The sequence below is a fragment of the Micromonospora sp. B006 genome (assembly GCF_003408515.1).
In the GTDB taxonomy this organism is placed as follows: Bacteria; Actinomycetota; Actinomycetes; order Mycobacteriales; family Micromonosporaceae; genus Micromonospora; species Micromonospora echinospora_A.
In genome coordinates this window covers 5,737,123-5,753,998 of the sequence record NZ_CP030865.1, presented here as the reverse complement: position 1 = coordinate 5,753,998, position 16,876 = coordinate 5,737,123, and the positions used below count along the sequence as shown (strand labels likewise).

Genomic DNA, 16,876 nt, shown 5'->3' with positions numbered 1-16,876 from the left:
GCGAAGAGGAGGGGCCGGCGGTCAGACCAGGTCGGCTTCGCGGAGGAGCTTCCAGAGGCCGGCGCCGTCGGGGGCGCTGAGCCACTTCTGGCCGATCGGGCCGGACGAGGAACGTCCGGGCGGTGCCGGGAGGCTGCCGGCGAGCACCGACTGCGTCGGCGACAGCTGCCGGATCGCCACCCCTGCGACGTGATCCGGGTGCGCGGCGGCGAACTCCCGGTAGATCTCCGGGTCGTGCTGCCCGTCGTCGCCGATCAGCAGCCACCGCACCTCGGGGAACTCCCGGGCCAGCCGGGCCAGCGTGGCCCGCTTGTGTTCCCGGCCGCTGCGGAACCACCTGTCGGCGGTCGGCCCCCAGTCGGTGAGCAGCAGCGGCCCGGCCGGGTAGAGGTGCCGGGACAGGAACCGGGTCAGCGTCGGCGCGACGTTCCAGGCGCCGGTGGACAGGTAGAAGACCGGCGCGCCCGGGTGGGCGGTGGCCAGCCGCTCGTACAGCACCGCCATGCCCGGCACTGCGGTGCGGGCGTGCTCGTCCAGCACGAACGTGTTCCACGCGGCCAGCAGCGGCCGGGGCAGCGCGGTCACCATGACGGTGTCGTCGATGTCGGAGAGGATGCCGAACCGGACGGCCGGGTCGAGCACGCGGACCAGCGCCTCCACCGGCTCGGCGTCGGCGACGCTGAGGCGTACGCAGCCCCAGCCGGGGGTGAAGTCGGCCTCGATCACGGTGTCGACGAAGCCGCTGCGGTCGGCGGTCACCTCCTGGCGCACGCCGTCGGCCTCGATGGTCACCTTCACGTGCTTCGCGGGCAGCGTGGCGAAGCTGCGCCAGCCCCGCACCTTGTCCAGGCGGCCCCGCCGCCGCGTGTCCGGGCGGCCGAGCAGCACCCGGCAGAGCACGCGCGCCCAGCCCGGGGCGCCGTAGCCCGCGTACGCGATGATGTTGGGCTGCCACCCGGTGCGCCGCAACCGGCGCTCCACCAGGCCGTGCACGGCGTCCTCGAAGCGCGCGGCGCGGTGCAGTCGCGGCACGGCAAGCTGGTCCGGTGGTGTGGGTGGCACGCTGCAACATTGCCACACCCGGCCGGGCCCGGCCACGCGAGTGATCCACACCGATCGGCCCTCGGAGCCGCGTCGCGCCGTGACAGACTGCGGTCGGGGCGACGACGGGGGCGTTGGTCGTGTCGACAGCGAAGCGGAACCCGGTACGACGGCGACCGGACGCGCCGGCGCTGGCAGCGTTGCTGCTCGGCGTGGCCGGTGTCGGCTACCGCCTGGCGCTGACGCTGCTCACAGTGCCCGCGTCGAACAGCGACGAGGCCACGTTCGGACTGGCCGCGCTGCACATCGCCGCCGGCCGGGAACGGCCGGTCTTCCTCTACGGCCAGCGCTACATGGGCGTGCTGGAGTCCTACCTGGCCGCGCCGCTGGTCGGCTGGGCCGGCCCGAGCTGGCCGGTGCTGCGGCTGCCGCTGGTCGCGCTCTTCGCGGTGTTCCTGTGGCTGGCGTACCGGCTGACCCGCCGCCTGTTCTCCCCCTGGCTCGCCGTGGTCGTGGTGGGCCTGCTGGCGCTCGGCTCGGAGCGGGTGGTCCGCGACCAGCTCACCGTGGTCGGGGGCCGGCCCGAGGTGAAGCCGGCGGTGCTGGCGATGCTGCTGCTCGCGGTCGCCCTCGGTGAAGACCGGGTCCGGCACCGCTGGCTGGCCACCGGCGCGTTCGGGCTGCTCGCCGGGCTGGCGCTCTGGTCGGACTGGCTGATCACGCCGTACCTGCCGGTGGCGGGCGTGGTGCTGGTCCTGGCGGTGCCCCGGGAGCTGATCGGCTGGCCGGGCGTGCTGCTGGTGGCGGGCTTCGCCGCCGGGATCGCCCCGGTGGTCAAGGACAACATCGTCGCGCCGCCCGGGCAGGACTCGCTGTCGGTGTTCCGCGAGATCAGCACCAAGGAGGGCGTCGCGCCGTCGCTCGCCGAGCGGCTGCGCGGCGGACTGCTGGAGGGGGTGCCGCTGGCGTCCGGCCTGTGCCCGATGGACGGCTGCGCGCGCTGGGCGCAGTGGTTCGGCCTGCTCTACCCGGTGCTGCTGGTGGCCGCCGCCGCGCTCGGCCTGGTCGCCTACCGCAGGGCCGCCGACCACGCCGCGCGGGTCCGGGCCGCGGCGATCCTCGCCCTGGTCGTGGGCGCGGCGCTGACCCTGCTGGCGTACGTGCGCAGCCCGCTCGCCGCGACCGACCCGCTGGGCAACGCCCGCTACCTGTCGGTGCTGCAGATCTCGCTGCCGGCCGTGCTGTGGCCGCTCTGGCTGGCCGCCGCGCACGCGCTGCGGGCCACCGCCGGACGGGCCGCCCGCCTCGGCGGCGCCACGACGGCGGCAGTGCTGGCCGCGCTGACCGCCGCGACGATCGCTGGCACCGTGGCGTTCCTGGCCGGCGTGCCGGGCGTACGCGCCGAGGAGCAGGCGGCCCGGCGGCTGGCGGACACGGTCCGGCGGGCCGGCCTGCAGGAGGTGTACGGGGACTACTGGACCTGCAACCGGCTGATCTTCAACACCGGGGAGACTGTCGCCTGCGGCGTGCTCGACGGCGCGCTGACGCCGGGGCAGAACCGCTATCCGGCGTACTGGCAGCGGGTGGCGCGCGCGGCGCGGCCCGGGTACGTGGTGGACGTCGGCTCCCCCGCCGAGCGCACGCTGCGGCGGCTGCTGGGCGAGCGCGCCGACGCGGCGGTGGTGGCCGAGGTGGGCGGCAGTCGCGTGTACCACCCCGACCGTGCCGTGCGGCCGTGGCGCTGAGCCCGGCCCGTACGCTGTGCCGGTGCTCATCCTGCTGCCCCCGTCGGAGGGGAAGGCCGAGGCCGGCACCGGCCGCCGGCTGGACCTGTCCCGGCTGTCCCTGACCGAGCTGAACCCGGCCCGGGAGGCGGCGCTGACCGCGCTCGTCGACCTGTGCGCCGGGCCGGACGAGGCGGCGGCCCGGACCGCGCTGGGCCTGACCGAGGGGCAGCGCGGCGAACTGCGGCGCAACGCCCGGCTCCGGGAGGCGGCCACGGCCCCCGCCGGGCGGCTCTACACCGGGGTGCTCTACGAGGCGCTCGGGCTGGACACGCTGCCCGCCGACGCGCAGCGGGCGGCCCGCCGCCAGGTGCTGATCAGCTCCGGGCTGTGGGGCGCAGTACGCCTCGCCGACCGGATCCCGCCGTACCGCTGCCCGATCGGGGCGCGGCTGCCCGGGCTCGGGTCGCTGTCGGCGTACTGGCGTTCCGCGCTCGGCCCCGTGCTGGAGCCCGCCGCGGGACGCGGCCCGGTGCTGGACCTGCGCTCCGGCGCGTACGCGGCGACGTGGACGCCGGGCGGCGCGCTCGCCGAACGCACGGTGACGGTGCGGGTGCTGCACGAGCGGACCGTGGACGGCACGCCGACCCGCTCGGTGGTGAGCCACTTCAACAAGGCGACGAAGGGCCGCCTGGTGCGGGACCTGCTGCTCGCCGACGCCCGGCCGCGTACCGTCGACGCGCTGGTGGGCGCGCTGCGGGACCTCAAGTACACGGTCGAGGAGGCACCCCGGTCGGCCGGGCGGCCGCGGCAGGTCGACCTGGTGGTCACCGAACTCTGACGGCGGGCTTCCCGCAAATTTTGCTCAAGGCTCGGCCGCATCGGTTCCCGGCCCGGCGGTTGGCGACGACGGTAGAGGTACCCCGACTCTGACCCGAGGAGCTGAGCCGATGCTCGCCGAGCCCACCTCGCTGCTCGACCGCCCCCGCCCGTCCCCGCCGCTGGACTGGCTGACCCTGACCGACGCCTTCGAGATCGCCTGCATGGTGCGCTGCACGCCGCCGCCGGCCGCCGACGTACGCCGCCTGGACCCCGGACCGCACCGGGGCGGGATCGCCGAGTTCAACCGCGAGGACGCGTCGCACCGGATGCGGCAGCTGCTGGGGCGGCTCGACGTGCCGGTGCAGCACGAACTGACCACCGGTGGCCTGCGCCGCCGCTACGAGCTGCACCGGCTGGCGGTGCCGCCGCAGCACCGGGCGGCGTACGCGAATCTGCTCACCACGGGCTGGCGGCAGGGCCGCCGGGAGCTGCTCGGCGGGCCGTTCCCGGGCGCCTCGGCGGCGCGGCGGCTCTGGCGGCCCCGGCTGGCGGCGGCGGCCTGGCGGGCGGCGCTGCTCGCCGGTGGCCGGCACGTACGCCGGCACTGCCTCGGCATCCGGCTGGCCGACCGCGACCTGGCGGCGGTGCTGGTCCGCAGCGCGGCGCTGCTGGAGGTGCCGGCGGCGCTGCGGCCGGGTGCGGGCTGCTTCCTGGTGATCGTGCCCAACGGGGAGTACCGGACCCGGATCACCGAGAGCGCGGAGCTGGCCGCCGCCGGCTGACCGGCCCGGCCGCCCGGGCCCGGCCCGGCGGGCGACCTGCGCGAGGGGCGACTTGCGCGACGGTGGGCTCGCACGGGGGACGGCTCGCGCGGCGGCGGGCTTGCGCGGCGGCGGGTGCACGGCGCAGAGTGCAGCCCGTGAGCCGACACTGGCCTGTGCGCGCCGCCGCCCCGCTCGTGCTGGCGCTGCTGCTCGTCTCCGGCCTGGCCGGATGCCGGGACGAGCCGGCCGAGCCGACCCGCATCCGCATCGCCACCGGCAGCCCGACCGCCGTCTACCACGCCTTCGGCCAGTCGCTCGCCGCCGTGCTCAACCGGGAGCTGCCCGGGGTACGGGCCGAGGTGGTGGTCACCGCCGCCTCGGCGCAGAACGTCCGGCTGGTCGGCTCCGGCGCGGCGGAACTGGGCTTCACCCAGGCCGACGTGCTCCCGCCGCGTGAACCCGAGCACCCGTCCGTGCTCGCCGTGGCCCGCGTCTACGACGACCTGCTGCACCTGGTCACCCGCGCCGGCGGGCCGATCCGCACGCTCGCCGACCTGCGTGGCCACCGGGTCTCGGTGGGCGCCGACGGGTCCGGCACCGAGATCACCGCCACTCGCCTGCTGAAGGTGGCCCAGCTCGACGGCAGCCGGATCCGCCAGGAGCACCTCGGGTTGGACGACTCGATGACCGCCCTGCGGGACGGCCGGATCGACGCCTTCTTCTTCTCCGGCGGGCTGCCCGTACGCGGCGTCGCCAACCTGGCCGAGCGGACCTCGCTGCGGATCGTGGACCTGGGCGAGTGGACCGAGTCGCTGCGCCGCGGGTACGGGCAGGTCTACGTGACCCGGGACATCCCCCGCTCCATGTACCAGGCGGAACCGGTCAGCACCGTGGCGAACCCGAACTACCTGATCGTCCGCGCCGACCTGCCTACCTCGCTGGTGCGCGACGTGACCCGGCTGCTGATGGAGCGCCGGGCGGAACTGGCCGCCGCCCACCCGGCGGCGGGACGGATGAGCCCCCGGTCGGCGATCGTCACCACCCCGCTGCCGCTGCACCCGGGCGCGGCGCAGTGGTACCGCGCCGCCAAGCCCTGAGCCCGGGCGCGGTCCGCTACCCGGCTGTGGGCTGCGGCCCGGGCGCGGTCAGCGGCTGACCGGCTCGCCGTCGCGCCGGGCGCCCACCGTGCCGCCGGCCTCGGCCGGGCTGTCCGCCGCGGCCTTGTCGCCGGCCTCACCCGGGTCACCGGCCGGCGCCGGGAACCACAACTCGGCGACCAGACCCCGGGGCTCGCCCTGGCGCATGGTGAGCCGGCCGTCCGAGGCGTCCACGAGCACCGCGGCGATGGTCAGCCCGAGTCCCGCGCCGTCCACGTTCTGCACGTCCGGCGCCCGCCAGAACCGCTCGGTGGCCTGGTCCAGCTGGCTGGCCGTCATGCCCGGGCCGGTGTCCCGGACGGTGAGCGCCGTACCGCCCTCGGCGGCCCGGACGGTCACCGTCACCTCTCCCCCGACCCCGCTGAACTTCACCGCGTTGTCGATCAGGGCGTCCAGCGCCTGGTCGATGGCGGTGGGCACGGTGCGGGCGTACACCGGCGTGCCGTCCGCGTCGAGGCGCAGCGCGACCTCGCGGTGCCGGGCCAGCGGCAGCCAGGCCGCCACCCGGGAGGCGGCCGAGGCGGCGGCGTCCACGGTGATCCGCTGATTCTCCTCCCGCTCGGCGCGGGCCAGCGTCAGCAGCGCGTCGAGCACGGTGGCCAGGCGGTCGGTCTCCTCCAGCGCGAGCCGGTGCTCGGCCCGCCCGTCGGCGTCGCCGAGGCTGGGACCCAGTTCCTCCACCCGCAGCCGCAACGCGGTCAGCGGGTTGCGGAGCTGGTGGCTGGCGTGCGCGACGAACGCGCGCTGCCGGTCCATCACGTCGGAGACCGCGTCGGCCATGTCGTTGAAGCTCGTCGCGAGCCGGCGCAGCTCGGGTGGCCCGAGCCGGGGGCGTACCCGCGCGGTCCGGCGGCCCTCGGCGATCTCGTGGGTCACCGCGTCCAGCTCGGTGACCGGGCGCAGCACCCAGCCGGCCAGCCCGAACGCGGTGGAGACGCAGGCCAGCACCGCGAGCAGGCCGATGCCGGCCAGCAGCAGCCACCATGTGCTGACGGTACGGCGTACCCCGTCCGCCGGGCTGGTGGTCACCACGGCGCCGAGCACCTCGCCGCCGTCGTTGATCGGCACGGCCGTCACCACCGGCCCGTCGCCCCACGGCCAGACCGACTCCGGCCCGCTGAACTGCTGGCCGGACAGCGCGGTGTCGAGCGCCGGGCCGGTGCCCGCGCCCGGCTCCCAGGCCGACGAGGCGGCCACGGTACGGCGCTCCCGGTCCACCACCGCGGCGCCGATGTTGTAGAGGGCGTCGTAGGCGGCCAGTTCCCCGTCGAGCGGGCCGGGACTGCCGCCGCGCAGCGCCGGGCCGGCCAGCGAGGCGAAGCGGGTGGCGTCGGCGAGGCGGTCGGCGCGTACCCGGTCGGTCTCCCGGGAGGCCAGCGTGAACGCCAGCGGCGTCTCCAGGGCGATCAGGACGAGCACCATCAGCAGCAGATAGCTGATCACCAGCCGGCGACGCACGGGCCCCTCCTCACGCGCCGCGGAGCCGGTAACCGACCCCGCGTACGGTCTCCACGAGCGTCGCGTCGCCGAGCTTGCCGCGCAGCGACCCGACGTGCACCTCCACCGTGTGCCGGTCGGCCCAGGTGGTGCCCCACACGTCGAGCAGGATCCGCTCGCGCGGCACCGCCACCCCTGGCTGGCGGGCCAGCGAGAGCAGGATGTCGAACTCCTTGCGGGTCAGCGCCACGTCCCGGCCGGCCACGCTCACCGTCCGGCCGCCGACGTCGATGCGCACCGACCCGGCCTCGATGAGGTGACGCTCCGGGACGGTGTGCGCGGCGCGGCGCAGCACCGCCTCGATCCGCGCCTGCAACTCCACCATCGAGAACGGCTTGACCACGTAGTCGTCGGCGCCCAGCCGCAGGCCCAGCACCCGGTCGCGTTCCTCGCCGCGCGCGGTCACCGCGATGATGCCGAGCTGGCTGCTGCGCCTGCGCAGCTCGCGGCACACCTCGGTGCCGTCGCCGTCGGGCAGCGTCAGGTCGAGCAGCACCAGGTCGCAGGGGGCGGCGGAGAGCGCCGCGGCGACTGTGGCCGCGTGTTCCACCTGGTAGCCGCGCCGGGTCAGCGCGGACGACAGCGCGGCGGCGACCCGACGGTCGTCCTCGACCAGGAGGATCCGCACCCGTTCCTCCCTCCGCTCGACAAGTGCCCTGCGAATGGTGGCAGACGCGCCGCCGGGACGCGAGCGCGCTCTAGGCTGCTGCCGTGATCTACAAGATTCTCTCCGACGACGAGTGGGCCGGGGCACGGGCCGCCGGGCGGTTCACCGGCACCGCGATGGACCGGCAGGACGGCTACGTCCATCTCTCCGCCGCCGACCAGGTGGTGGAGACGGCCCGCCGGGTCTTCGCCGGGGTCACCGGCCTGACTCTGCTCGCGGTGGACGAGGCGCGGCTCGGCGACGCGCTGCGCTGGGAGGTGTCCCGCGGCGGCGCGCTGTTCCCGCACCTGTACGCCGCGCTGCCGGTGGACGCGGTGGTCGCCGCGCATCCGCTGCCGGCGGACCGGCCCGCCGCCGACGCGGTGGCCGAACTGCTCGGGTGAGTGCTCGTTATGCTGCGTCGAGCCCGCCCGACGGCGCGACGCGCCCTGCCACGATGCGAGTTGAGATGACTGACAGCAACGACCGGTCCGCCTCCGTCTTCGTCCACCCGACGGCCGACGTGGAGGACGGCGCCAAGGTCGGCGACGGCACCAAGGTCTGGCACCTGGCGCACATCCGGTCGAGCGCACAGGTCGGCGCCGGCTGCGTGATCGGCCGCAACGTCTACGTCGACGCGGGCGTCACGGTGGGCGACCTGGTGAAGATCCAGAACAACGTCTCGGTCTACCAGGGCGTGACCCTCGAGGACGAGGTGTTCGTGGGCCCCTGCGCGGTGTTCACCAACGACTTCCGCCCGCGCGCGCAGAATCCGGACTGGACGATCACCCCGACGCTGGTCCGCCGCGGCGCCTCGATCGGCGCGAACGCCACGCTCGTCTGCGGCATCGAGGTGGGCGAGTACGCGATGATCGCGGCCGGTTCGGTGGTGACCCGCGACGTCAAGCCGTACCAGCTGGTGGCCGGCAACCCGGCCCGGCCGAAGGGCTGGGTCGACGCCAAGGGCGAGGTCGTCTCCCGCGACGTCGACAACCCGCCGCACCAGGGCTGAACAGGCGACGAGGGGCGACGACCACGCCGGTCGCCGCCCCTCGTCGTCGGTAGGTCTCAGCCGCAGAGCCGGCCGATCTCGTCCCGGAAGCGGTCCATCGGGTTCGACCCGGCCGGGCCGAGCAGGTACTCCTTCAGCTCCCGCCGCGCCCCGGTCAACGGGTCGTCGCCGGTCCGGGTCACGTCGAGGATCTTCGCCAGCTCGCCGCAGTCCGCCGAGAGCAGGTACGCCGCCCGCGCGGTCGGGAACTGCCGCCGGAACTCGTCCTCGGGCAGGCCGGCCGGGTTCGCCACCACGTACGGCCGCTCACTCTGCACGAAGTCGGAGACCACGCTGGACACGTCGCTGACCAGCAGGTCGGTGACGTTGAAGCAGTCGAACAGCCCCGGCGTGCGGCCGGTGACCACCAGGTGCGCGGTCCCGTCCAGCGAGGACGGATCGGTGTCGCCGCCGGCGGCCTTGATCCGGGCCACGATCCGCTCGTGCACGGCCCGCGCCTTCGCCGACCGGCTGCCGGTCAGCGGGTGCGGCTTGTAGATCACCCGCACGTCCCCGGCGGCGAGCAGCCCGGAGACGATCCGCTCCCCCATCAGCACCAGCGAGGTGTGGTACGGGTCGTCGTCGAGCCAGCCCTCCCAGGTCGGCGCGTAGAGCGCTGTGAAGCGGTGGTCGGCGGCGCCGGAGCCGAACGTGTGCACCCCGGCGAGCTGCGGCCGGCCGACCTCCACGATGTCCCGGTCCAGCACCCCGACGTCGGCGCGCGCGTACCGCTCCCGCCCGGCCGGCCCGGCCACCCAGACCTCGTCGTACACCTTGCTGTACGGGTTCACGCTCGCCTGCTTGTCGCTGTCGCCGTGGCCGACGAAGACGTGCTTCACGCCCGGTTCGCGCAGCAGGTGGATGTTGGCGCCGACGTTCGCGGCGTACAGGGCCACGCGCAGCGAGCTGAGGTCGAGGTTCATGAAGTCGACGCCGGCCGGCACGCAGACCACCGGCAGCCGGGTGTCGGCGAGCTGCTCGAACGCGTCCGCGGCGCGCAGCAGCACCACCGCGCGGCGGCCGGTCGCCTCGACCGGCGCGAGCCACATGTTGGCCTGGTAGACGTCCTTGGCCGGGCCGGCGAAGTAGAGCGCCACCTCGGGCCGTTCCCGGGCGAGCCAGTCGTGCACGGCCGGCAGCACGCCCGGCTGGCTGCCCCGGCCGCGCAGCGCGGTCAGCGCCAGCACCGCGGCGGTGAGCAGGCCGGCAGCGAGCGTGACAAGGCCGGTGACCACCACCGGGGTGACCCGGTCGAGCGCGGCGGCGACCACCGCCGCCGGCACCAGCAGCACGCTGAGCAGCGGCATGCGCAGCCCGGCCATCCGCCGCGCCCAGCCCGGCGGCACCGGGACGCGGCGCAGCGCGCCGAGGTCGATGTTGCGGGTGTACGCCGGGGGGTCCACCCGCCCGTCGATCACCTTGGTCACCGCGTTCGTGGCGACCGCCACGGTCCAGAGCGCGGCGGGCAGCAGCAGCACCGCGATCGTGCCGGCCACGCCGGGACGGGCCGAGACGACCACCAGCAGGACCACCGACAGGTCCCGCACCAGCCGCCGGAAGGTCTCGCCGAGACCGGCCTTGTCGAGCAGTTCGGCGGTCCCGCTGTGCCGCCCGGCCAGGGCCAGCTCACCGGCGATGGCGACCACGGCGGCCACCGCGTACGGCACCACCAGGCCGAGCACTCCGGAGAGGACCATGACCGCGTAGCCGAGGAGCGTCGCGCCCACCGCGGCGAGACCCTGCTGGCTGCGAATTCTGCTCAACAACGACACGCTCCCTGTCTGCCCCGACCTCGGCCAGGTTCGATTCGGACCGCTGCGACCCTAAACGGGTCACATGACACAAGTATTGCCGGGGTGTCCGGCAGGTGAACGGCGGACCACGATCTCCCGACGGCGGCACGCGACGGGCCCCGGCCGTGAGCACGGCCGGGGCCCGGGTGTCGGTGCGGTCAGCCCCCGATGACCACCCGGCGCACGCCGGTCCAGCGCGCCGGGTCGGTGACCCGCCGGCCGTCGACGAGCACCGTCACGCCGGGCAGGTCGGCCGGGGAGAGCGTGCGGTACTCCGCGTGGTCGGCCTGGATCACCGCGGCGCCGAGCGGCTCGCCGTCGTAGCCGGGCAGGCCGTGCGCGGCCAGCTCCTCGTTCGTGTACATCGGGTCCGACACGTACGGCACCGCGCCCCGGCGGCGCAGCGCCTCGACGGTCGGGAAGACGCCGGAGAACGCGGTCTCCTTGACGCCACCACGGTAGGCGGCGCCGAGCACCAGCACGCCGACCCCGGTCAGGTCGCCGTACGCGGCGGCGAGCAGGTCGACCGCGTACTCCGGCATGGCCGCGTTGGCCTCGCGGGCCGAACGCACCACAGTGGCGGCCGGGTCGTTCCACAGGTACATCCGCGGGTAGATCGGGATGCAGTGGCCGCCGACCGCGATGCCCGGCGAGTGGATGTGGCTGTACGGCTGCGTGTTGCACGCCTCGATGACCTTGGTGACGTCCACACCGACGGTGTCGGCGAAGCGGGCGAACTGGTTCGCCAGGCCGATGTTCACGTCCCGGTAGGTCGTCTCGGCGAGCTTGGCCAGCTCGGACGCCTCGGCCGAGCCGAGGTCCCACACGCCGTTGGGGCGGTCCAGGTCGGGCCGCTCGTCGAAGTCGAGCACCGCCTCGTAGAACCGGACGCCGTGCGCGGCCGACGTCTCGTCGATGCCGCCGACCAGCTTCGGGTAGCGGCGCAGGTCGGCGAAGACCCGGCCGGTGAGCACCCGCTCGGGGCTGAACACCAGGTGGAAGTCGGTGCCGGCGGTGAGGCCGGAACCCTCGGCGAGCATCGGCGCCCAGCGGTCGCGGGTGGTGCCGACCGGCAGCGTGGTCTCGTAGCTGACCAGCGTGCCCGGCTTCAGCCCACGGGCGATGGCCCGGGTGGCGTCGTCCATCCAGCCGAAGTCCGGCACGCCGTCGGCGTCCACGAACAGCGGCACGACCACGACGACCGCCTCCGACTCGGCGACCGCGGCGGCGGTGTCGGTGGTGGCCGACAGCAGGCCGGCGGCGACCGTCTCCTTCAGCTTGACGTCCAGGTCCGCCTCACCCGGGAAGGGCACCGCACCGTCGTTCACCAGCTGGACGACCCGCTCGGAGACGTCGGCGCCGATCACCCGGTGCCCCTTGGACGCGAACTGCACGGCCAGCGGCAGACCGATCTTGCCGAGCGCGACGACGCAGATGTTCATGAACTACTTCCTCCTCGGGGGAGCCGGCGCCGAAGACGGGCCGCGACCCGGCGAAGCGTCACCGGCCAGACGGTGAACGCCAAGTGACCTTTGTGGTTGTTGTTGATCGTGACCAGATGCAGTCGGGTGCCGTCGCGGTACACCACCCGGTGGATCAGCGGCGGCCGGAAGCCCCGCACCGGGACGGCGGCGCTGTCGGCCACCCGGACCCGGACCGCCCGGGTCGTGCCCGCCGGGCCGAGGTCGGCTGCCAGATCCTGGAGTCGGAACGTGGCCTCCACTGTCGTGCCCATCGGGTCGGCGGGCAGCAGCCGCACCACCGCGTCCGCCTCACCCACCCGCACGGACATGTCCCCGCCGACCAGGTCCGCGAGATCCGGCCGGGGACTGCGGGCGAAGATCTGGACCCGCCGATCACCGTCGGGCCCGGTCACCGAGCGTACCGAAACCGCGGTCAGGGCGGCGAGCCAACGGCTCGCGGCCGGCTCCAGCTCGTACCATTCGTCACTCAGGCCACCCGCCTCGCCGAAACCCGGGAACGCGGCGAACCAGCGCTGGTCGCGGACCACTGTCGAAGGCAGGCCGTCCGTCGCGGTCAGCCGGATGATCGCCAGCAGGTCCTCCGGCCGGCCGTACGCGGCAGTTCCGACGAGCACGCGCGTGGCCGCGTCGAGCCGGGCGCGGATGCCGTCGGTGAGGTACTCCCGGACCAGCTTGCCGACCCGCGCCCGGACCTGCTCCCGGGTCTCGGCGTCGAGCTTGAGGTAGTCGGGGCGGAACAGCTTGGCGATCTCCCAGGCGAAGTGCCGCCGCAGCACCGCGTCGCGCCGCTGCCCCGGCTCCACCATGTCGGCCACGAACCGGACGATGCGCTCCACGCACTCCAGCCGTGCGAGATGGTCGCTGCGGTAGGTGATGTTCGTGGAGTTGAGCCGCTTGACCGCGAAGTAGTAGTCGTAGTCGGCGAGCACCGAGATGCGGGCCGCCCGCAGGCACGCCTCCAACGTGAACGGCTGGTCGCTGCCGACCGCCATGTCCTCCGGGAAGCGCAGGTGGTGACGCTCGACCAAGTCCCGCCGGAACAGCTTCGTGTTCGACAGCGAGAACGGCAGCGGCGAGTCGAACAGGTCGATGTCCGAGCGGGTGCGGTCGTAGATCTCCTGGTGCACGTAGCGCTTGTTCACGCCGACCATGCGGCCGAGCACCACGTCCGAGCCCCAGCGGTCGGCCGCCGACACCAGCCGCTCCAGCGCCTCGCGGCCCAGGTAGTCGTCCGCCCCGATGAAGAACACGTACCGGCCGGTGGCCAGGTCCAGCGCCCGGTTGCTCGGAGCGGCCGGCCCGCCGGAGTTGGGCTGGTGCACCACCGTCAGCACCGAGGGGTACGCCGCCGCGAACCGGTCCAGCTCCGCGCCGCTGCCGTCGGTGGAGCCGTCGTCGACCGCGACGATCTGCAGCCGGTCGTGCCCGATCGTCTGGTTGACGAGCGATTCGAGGCAGGTGGTGAGGTCCGGCATGGTGTTGTACACCGCGACGACGACCGTGACGTCCGGTCCGCTCACCGCCCGGCCGCCGTCCGGGCCGAGTTGTCGATCGTGACGGCGCCCCGTGCCGCGGCTGCCGCCCCCAGGTCCGCCGCAGAGATCGCCCCGTCAGAACCCATGCCCGTCCGTCTCCGTGTCAACCACTGTCGCACGTGCGACCCGAGCGAGTGTACGACAAGCGCCGCGCTGGAGGCCGATGCCCGGCCGCGCCGGGAAACCGGTGTCGCCGTTGCTACCCTGCACCCGGCTCCGGGCGGGCGCTCCCGCCGGTTCCGGAGCCGGTCGCCGACGCCCCGGACGCCCGACGCCGGGGGCGAAGATCACTCGGACAGGACCACGCATGACCGCACCGACGCGCGGCCACCAGCCGCCCGCGGAGACGGTTTCCCAGCACCGGGCCTCCTTCGGGCACCGGCTGGCGACCGCCTTCCGCAACGCCCTGCCCGCGCTCGTCGGCTACGCCGCCGTCCGGGCCGTCGGGCTGGTCACGCTCTGGCTCTGGGCCCGCGCCACCGGGGCCCGGCCGGCCGCGCTGCTCACCGAGTCCGACGGCGTGTGGTACCTGCGGATCGCGCGCGAGGGCTACGACGGCTACGCCCGGGTCCAGAGCGACATGGCCTTCTTCCCCCTCTACCCCCGCCTGGTCGGGGCGCTGGAGCCGTTGACCCCGCTCGGCGCGCGCGCCACCGCGCTGGCTGTCGCCGCGCTCGCCGCGCTCGCCGCCGCGTGGGGCCTGTTCGCCGTCGGCGAGTGGCTGTACGACCGTCGCGTCGGCATCCTGCTCGCCGTGCTGTGGGGCGTGCTGCCGCACAGCATCGTGCAGAACATGAGCTACAGCGAGGGGATCTTCACCGCGTTCGCCGCGTGGTCCCTGTACGCCCTGCTGCGGCGCTCGTGGCTCCTCGCCGCCGTGCTCAGCCTGTGCGCCGGTCTGACCCGGCCGACCGGCGGCGCGCTGCTCGCCGTGGTCTGTCTCGCGGCGCTGATCGCGGCGCTGCGCCGCCGCGACGGCTGGCGTCCGTGGGCCGCGCTGGTGATCGCCCCGGCCGGCTGGGTCGGGTACCTGGCCTGGGTCGGCCGGCAGACCGGGCGGCCGGACGGCTGGTTCCACATCCAGGACGCCGGCTGGGGCACCACCTTCGACTTCGGCGCGGACACGGTCCGGGTGGCCCAGCGCGTGCTGGCGCAGCCCTCGGCGCTGACCATGTACGTGGTGACGCTCGTGGTGCTGATCGCGCTGGCGCTGTTCGTGCTCAGCGCCCTCGACCGGCAGCCCTGGCAGCTCCTGCTCTACAGCGGCCTCATCCTGCTCACCACGCTCGGCGCGGCCGGCTACTACCACGCGAAGGCGCGCTTCCTGCTGCCCGCGTTCCCGCTCCTGCTACCAGTCGCCGTCGCGCTGGCCCGGGCCGGCTGGGCCCGGGCGGTCACCGTGCTGGCCCCGCTGCTGATCCTCTCCGCCTACTTCGGCGGCTACGTCCTGATCATCTGGAACCGGTCGCCGTGACCGCTCCGCTCAGCTGCTGAAGGGCCGCACGTCCCAGAGCCACACGTCGTCGACCTGGCGGCCCGGCCCGTACAGGGCGTCGAGCACCACGCGCAGGTCGTCCTGCCGGCGGTGCTTGGGCAGCGCCACCGCGTCCGCCCGCCAGTAGCGGGCGTCGGCGCGGGCCTGGGCGACCTCGGCCGGCGTCACCGCGGTGCCGCGCTTGCCCTCCGCGACCAGCGTGAGCAGCTTCGCCGTCGGCTGCGGCTCGACGCCCCACCGCCCGGTCGGGTCGTCCTTGGACGTGGGAGCGAGGAAGTAGCCCTGCGGGACCGCGAACTCGGCCAGCGCCGCCGAACCCCAGTAGACCGAGGTCATGTTCGCCACCGGCACCGGCACCAGGGTCCGGCCGGGAGCCACATGGTCACGCCAGGTGCCGGCGGTGACGAAGTCCGGCACCGCGGGACGGCCCTGGGCCGGCAGCGGGGTGGGCAGGATCGGCACCAGCGCGGCAGCCACCGCCACGGCCGCGATCCGGGCCGGCAGCCGGTCCCCGGCGCGCGCGAGACGCGCAACCCGGTCCAGAGCCAGCGCCAGCAGGACACCCACGGCCATGGTGGTGATGAACCCGAAGCGGGCCACCACCACGGCGTCGAAGACCGGAAGGTGCTGCAGCAACGCGAACGGCGCCGGGATCGTGGTCCGCTCGGTGCCCCACGTCCAAGTGGTGCCCATCGACAGCAGCGCGCACACCACGGCGACCAGCGTCAGCACCCGGACGGTGATCTCCTTGCGCAGCCACCACGCGGCGGCGACCGCCACCACCACCAGCGACCAGCCGTAGAAGCTGACCTGCTCGGTGGTGTTCGGGCCCCACCCGCCGGCGCTGGTCGGGCTGCCGGCGATCGACTCGGTCGCGTAGCGCACGTAGGAGCCGAGCTTCAGGGCGTAGACGTCGGGGCCGCCGGGGTGCCCCATCCGGTGCTGCGGCCCGAAGAACTGCATCCACAACGGGTACGCGGTGACCACAGCGACCAGCGCTCCGGCCACCCCCAGCCCGCCCAGCAGCCGGGGGGCGCGCCGCAACGCGACCTTCGGCGCCAGCGCGAGATGGGCCAGCGCGGCGAGCAGGCAGCCGAGCGCGAGCAGGAAGAGGATCTCCACGCTGATGAAGAACTGTGCCGCGATGAGCGCGCCGAGCACCAGCCCGTCCCGCAGCACCCGACCACCCCGGGCCAGCGCCAGCACCCGCCAGCCGATGAGCGGCACCAGCCACTGCGCGGTCATGTGCGGGTGCCCGTTGCTGTGCGACACCAACGCCGGCGCGAACGCGCAGAACAGGCCGCCGACGAACGCGGCGGCGCGGGACCGCACCACGTGCCGGGACAGCACGTGGTACCAGGCGTAGCCGGTGCCGACCAGGTTGAGCGTCATCAGCAGCACGTACGCCGTCGGGGCGCCGAACAGCAGCGTCACCGGCGACAGCAGGATCCCGGGCAGCTGCATGCCGACGTTGGTCATCAGGTTCACGCCGTCGGGGGCGTTCTGCGCGGTGGTGAAGAACGGGTTCTCCAGGTGCCGGACCGCGTGCGCCGCGTACGCCAGCATCCACTCGTTGAACCCCTGGTCGTCCGGGCGACTGCCGAGCAGGCGCCCGTCCGGGTTGCGCCACCCGCGGGCGGTCACCAGGAGCGCCCAGGCCAGATAGATCGCCGCGACCACGGCGTCCCACCGGCTCCACCGCCGGGCCGGCCGGTCACCGGCCCCGTCGCCGGCCTCGGCGCGGCCGCCGTCGTCCGTCGCGGTCTCCGCCGGCTCCGTCGCCCGGCTCACCGCCGTGTCGCCGGGCGAACTGTCGCCGGGAGTGGCCGCAGCGGGGTCGGTGGGACGGGTGTCCGGAACGGTCATG

Annotated in this window: 14 protein-coding genes; 7 read left to right on the top strand and 7 right to left on the bottom strand. The window is 74.6% G+C overall.

From position 1 onward, the window contains the following. Positions 1 to 21: 21 nt before the first annotated feature. A complete protein-coding gene (locus MicB006_RS25815; protein ID WP_225980505.1) occupies positions 22 to 1,062 on the bottom strand; it encodes an App1 family protein in 1,041 nt (346 codons plus the stop codon). Positions 1,063 to 1,181: 119 nt separating this feature from the next. On the opposite strand from MicB006_RS25815, the gene MicB006_RS25810 reads away from it, so the two are divergent. The 4 genes from MicB006_RS25810 to MicB006_RS25795 all read left to right on the top strand — a co-directional run bounded on the left by MicB006_RS25810 (position 1,182) and on the right by MicB006_RS25795 (position 5,448). After that, on the top strand, positions 1,182 to 2,786 hold the full coding sequence (locus MicB006_RS25810) for a hypothetical protein (RefSeq protein ID WP_116509588.1): 1,605 nt from the start codon (positions 1,182 to 1,184) through the stop codon (positions 2,784 to 2,786). 16 nt (positions 2,787 to 2,802) lie between these two features. Beyond that, complete coding sequence (gene yaaA / locus MicB006_RS25805) at positions 2,803 to 3,606, top strand: peroxide stress protein YaaA (protein ID WP_116511823.1); 804 nt, start codon at positions 2,803 to 2,805, stop codon at positions 3,604 to 3,606. A 109-nt stretch (positions 3,607 to 3,715) separates the two neighbouring features. Beyond that, positions 3,716 to 4,369, top strand: a complete 654-nt coding sequence (locus MicB006_RS25800; protein WP_116509586.1) for a hypothetical protein — start codon at positions 3,716 to 3,718, stop codon at positions 4,367 to 4,369. A 137-nt stretch (positions 4,370 to 4,506) separates the two neighbouring features. Further along, positions 4,507 to 5,448 carry a TAXI family TRAP transporter solute-binding subunit gene (locus MicB006_RS25795; RefSeq protein ID WP_116511821.1) on the top strand — a complete coding sequence of 314 codons (942 nt, stop codon included), beginning with the start codon at positions 4,507 to 4,509 and terminating at the stop codon, positions 5,446 to 5,448. Between the two features lie 48 nt (positions 5,449 to 5,496). Here the strand turns inward: MicB006_RS25795 and MicB006_RS25790 are convergent, their stop codons facing one another. Together MicB006_RS25790 and MicB006_RS25785 are read right to left on the bottom strand one after the other, a co-directional pair. Next, the gene (locus MicB006_RS25790; protein WP_116509584.1) at positions 5,497 to 6,966 is read right to left on the bottom strand and encodes a HAMP domain-containing sensor histidine kinase; all 1,470 of its coding nucleotides are present in this window, start codon (positions 6,964 to 6,966) and stop codon (positions 5,497 to 5,499) included. 10 nt (positions 6,967 to 6,976) lie between these two features. Then, positions 6,977 to 7,633, bottom strand: coding sequence for a response regulator transcription factor (locus MicB006_RS25785; protein WP_073827483.1), 657 nt, complete (start codon positions 7,631 to 7,633; stop codon positions 6,977 to 6,979). 83 nt (positions 7,634 to 7,716) lie between these two features. Between MicB006_RS25785 and MicB006_RS25780 the strand changes: the two genes are divergently transcribed. After that, complete coding sequence (locus MicB006_RS25780) at positions 7,717 to 8,055, top strand: DUF952 domain-containing protein (RefSeq protein ID WP_073827482.1); 339 nt, start codon at positions 7,717 to 7,719, stop codon at positions 8,053 to 8,055. A 65-nt stretch (positions 8,056 to 8,120) separates the two neighbouring features. After that, complete coding sequence (locus MicB006_RS25775) at positions 8,121 to 8,663, top strand: acyltransferase (protein WP_116509583.1); 543 nt, start codon at positions 8,121 to 8,123, stop codon at positions 8,661 to 8,663. Between the two features lie 56 nt (positions 8,664 to 8,719). On the opposite strand, the gene MicB006_RS25770 is transcribed toward MicB006_RS25775, so the two are convergent. From MicB006_RS25770 to MicB006_RS25760, 3 genes are all read right to left on the bottom strand, one after another. Then, positions 8,720 to 10,468 carry a CDP-glycerol glycerophosphotransferase family protein gene (locus MicB006_RS25770; RefSeq protein WP_116511819.1) on the bottom strand — a complete coding sequence of 583 codons (1,749 nt, stop codon included), beginning with the start codon at positions 10,466 to 10,468 and terminating at the stop codon, positions 8,720 to 8,722. Between the two features lie 185 nt (positions 10,469 to 10,653). Further along, positions 10,654 to 11,937 (bottom strand): nucleotide sugar dehydrogenase, encoded by a 1,284-nt coding sequence (locus MicB006_RS25765; RefSeq protein WP_116509581.1) that lies wholly within the window; start codon positions 11,935 to 11,937, stop codon positions 10,654 to 10,656. Then, the gene (locus tag MicB006_RS25760; protein ID WP_116509580.1) at positions 11,934 to 13,499 is read right to left on the bottom strand and encodes a glycosyltransferase; all 1,566 of its coding nucleotides are present in this window, start codon (positions 13,497 to 13,499) and stop codon (positions 11,934 to 11,936) included. The genes MicB006_RS25765 and MicB006_RS25760 overlap by 4 nt, the downstream gene beginning before the upstream one ends. Before the next feature lie 322 nt (positions 13,500 to 13,821). Between MicB006_RS25760 and MicB006_RS25755 the strand changes: the two genes are divergently transcribed. Then, positions 13,822 to 14,988 carry a hypothetical protein gene (locus MicB006_RS25755; RefSeq protein WP_225980504.1) on the top strand — a complete coding sequence of 389 codons (1,167 nt, stop codon included), beginning with the start codon at positions 13,822 to 13,824 and terminating at the stop codon, positions 14,986 to 14,988. A gap of 9 nt (positions 14,989 to 14,997) precedes the next feature. On the opposite strand, the gene MicB006_RS25750 is transcribed toward MicB006_RS25755, so the two are convergent. Then, entirely contained in the window at positions 14,998 to 16,875 is a 1,878-nt protein-coding gene (locus tag MicB006_RS25750; protein ID WP_116511815.1) for a hypothetical protein, read from the bottom strand. Position 16,876: the final 1 nt, after the last annotated feature.

Excerpts from the sequence above, each read along its gene's own strand:
- MicB006_RS25765 (WP_116509581.1), bottom strand. The coding sequence starts at position 11,937 with ATGAACATCTGCGTCGTCGCGCTCGGCAAGATCGGTCTGCCGCTGGCC.
- MicB006_RS25775 (WP_116509583.1), top strand. The coding sequence starts at position 8,121 with ATGACTGACAGCAACGACCGGTCCGCCTCCGTCTTCGTCCACCCGACG.
- MicB006_RS25755 (WP_225980504.1), top strand. The coding sequence starts at position 13,822 with ATGACCGCACCGACGCGCGGCCACCAGCCGCCCGCGGAGACGGTTTCC.
- MicB006_RS25800 (WP_116509586.1), top strand. The coding sequence starts at position 3,716 with ATGCTCGCCGAGCCCACCTCGCTGCTCGACCGCCCCCGCCCGTCCCCG.
- MicB006_RS25750 (WP_116511815.1), bottom strand. The coding sequence starts at position 16,875 with ATGACCGTTCCGGACACCCGTCCCACCGACCCCGCTGCGGCCACTCCC.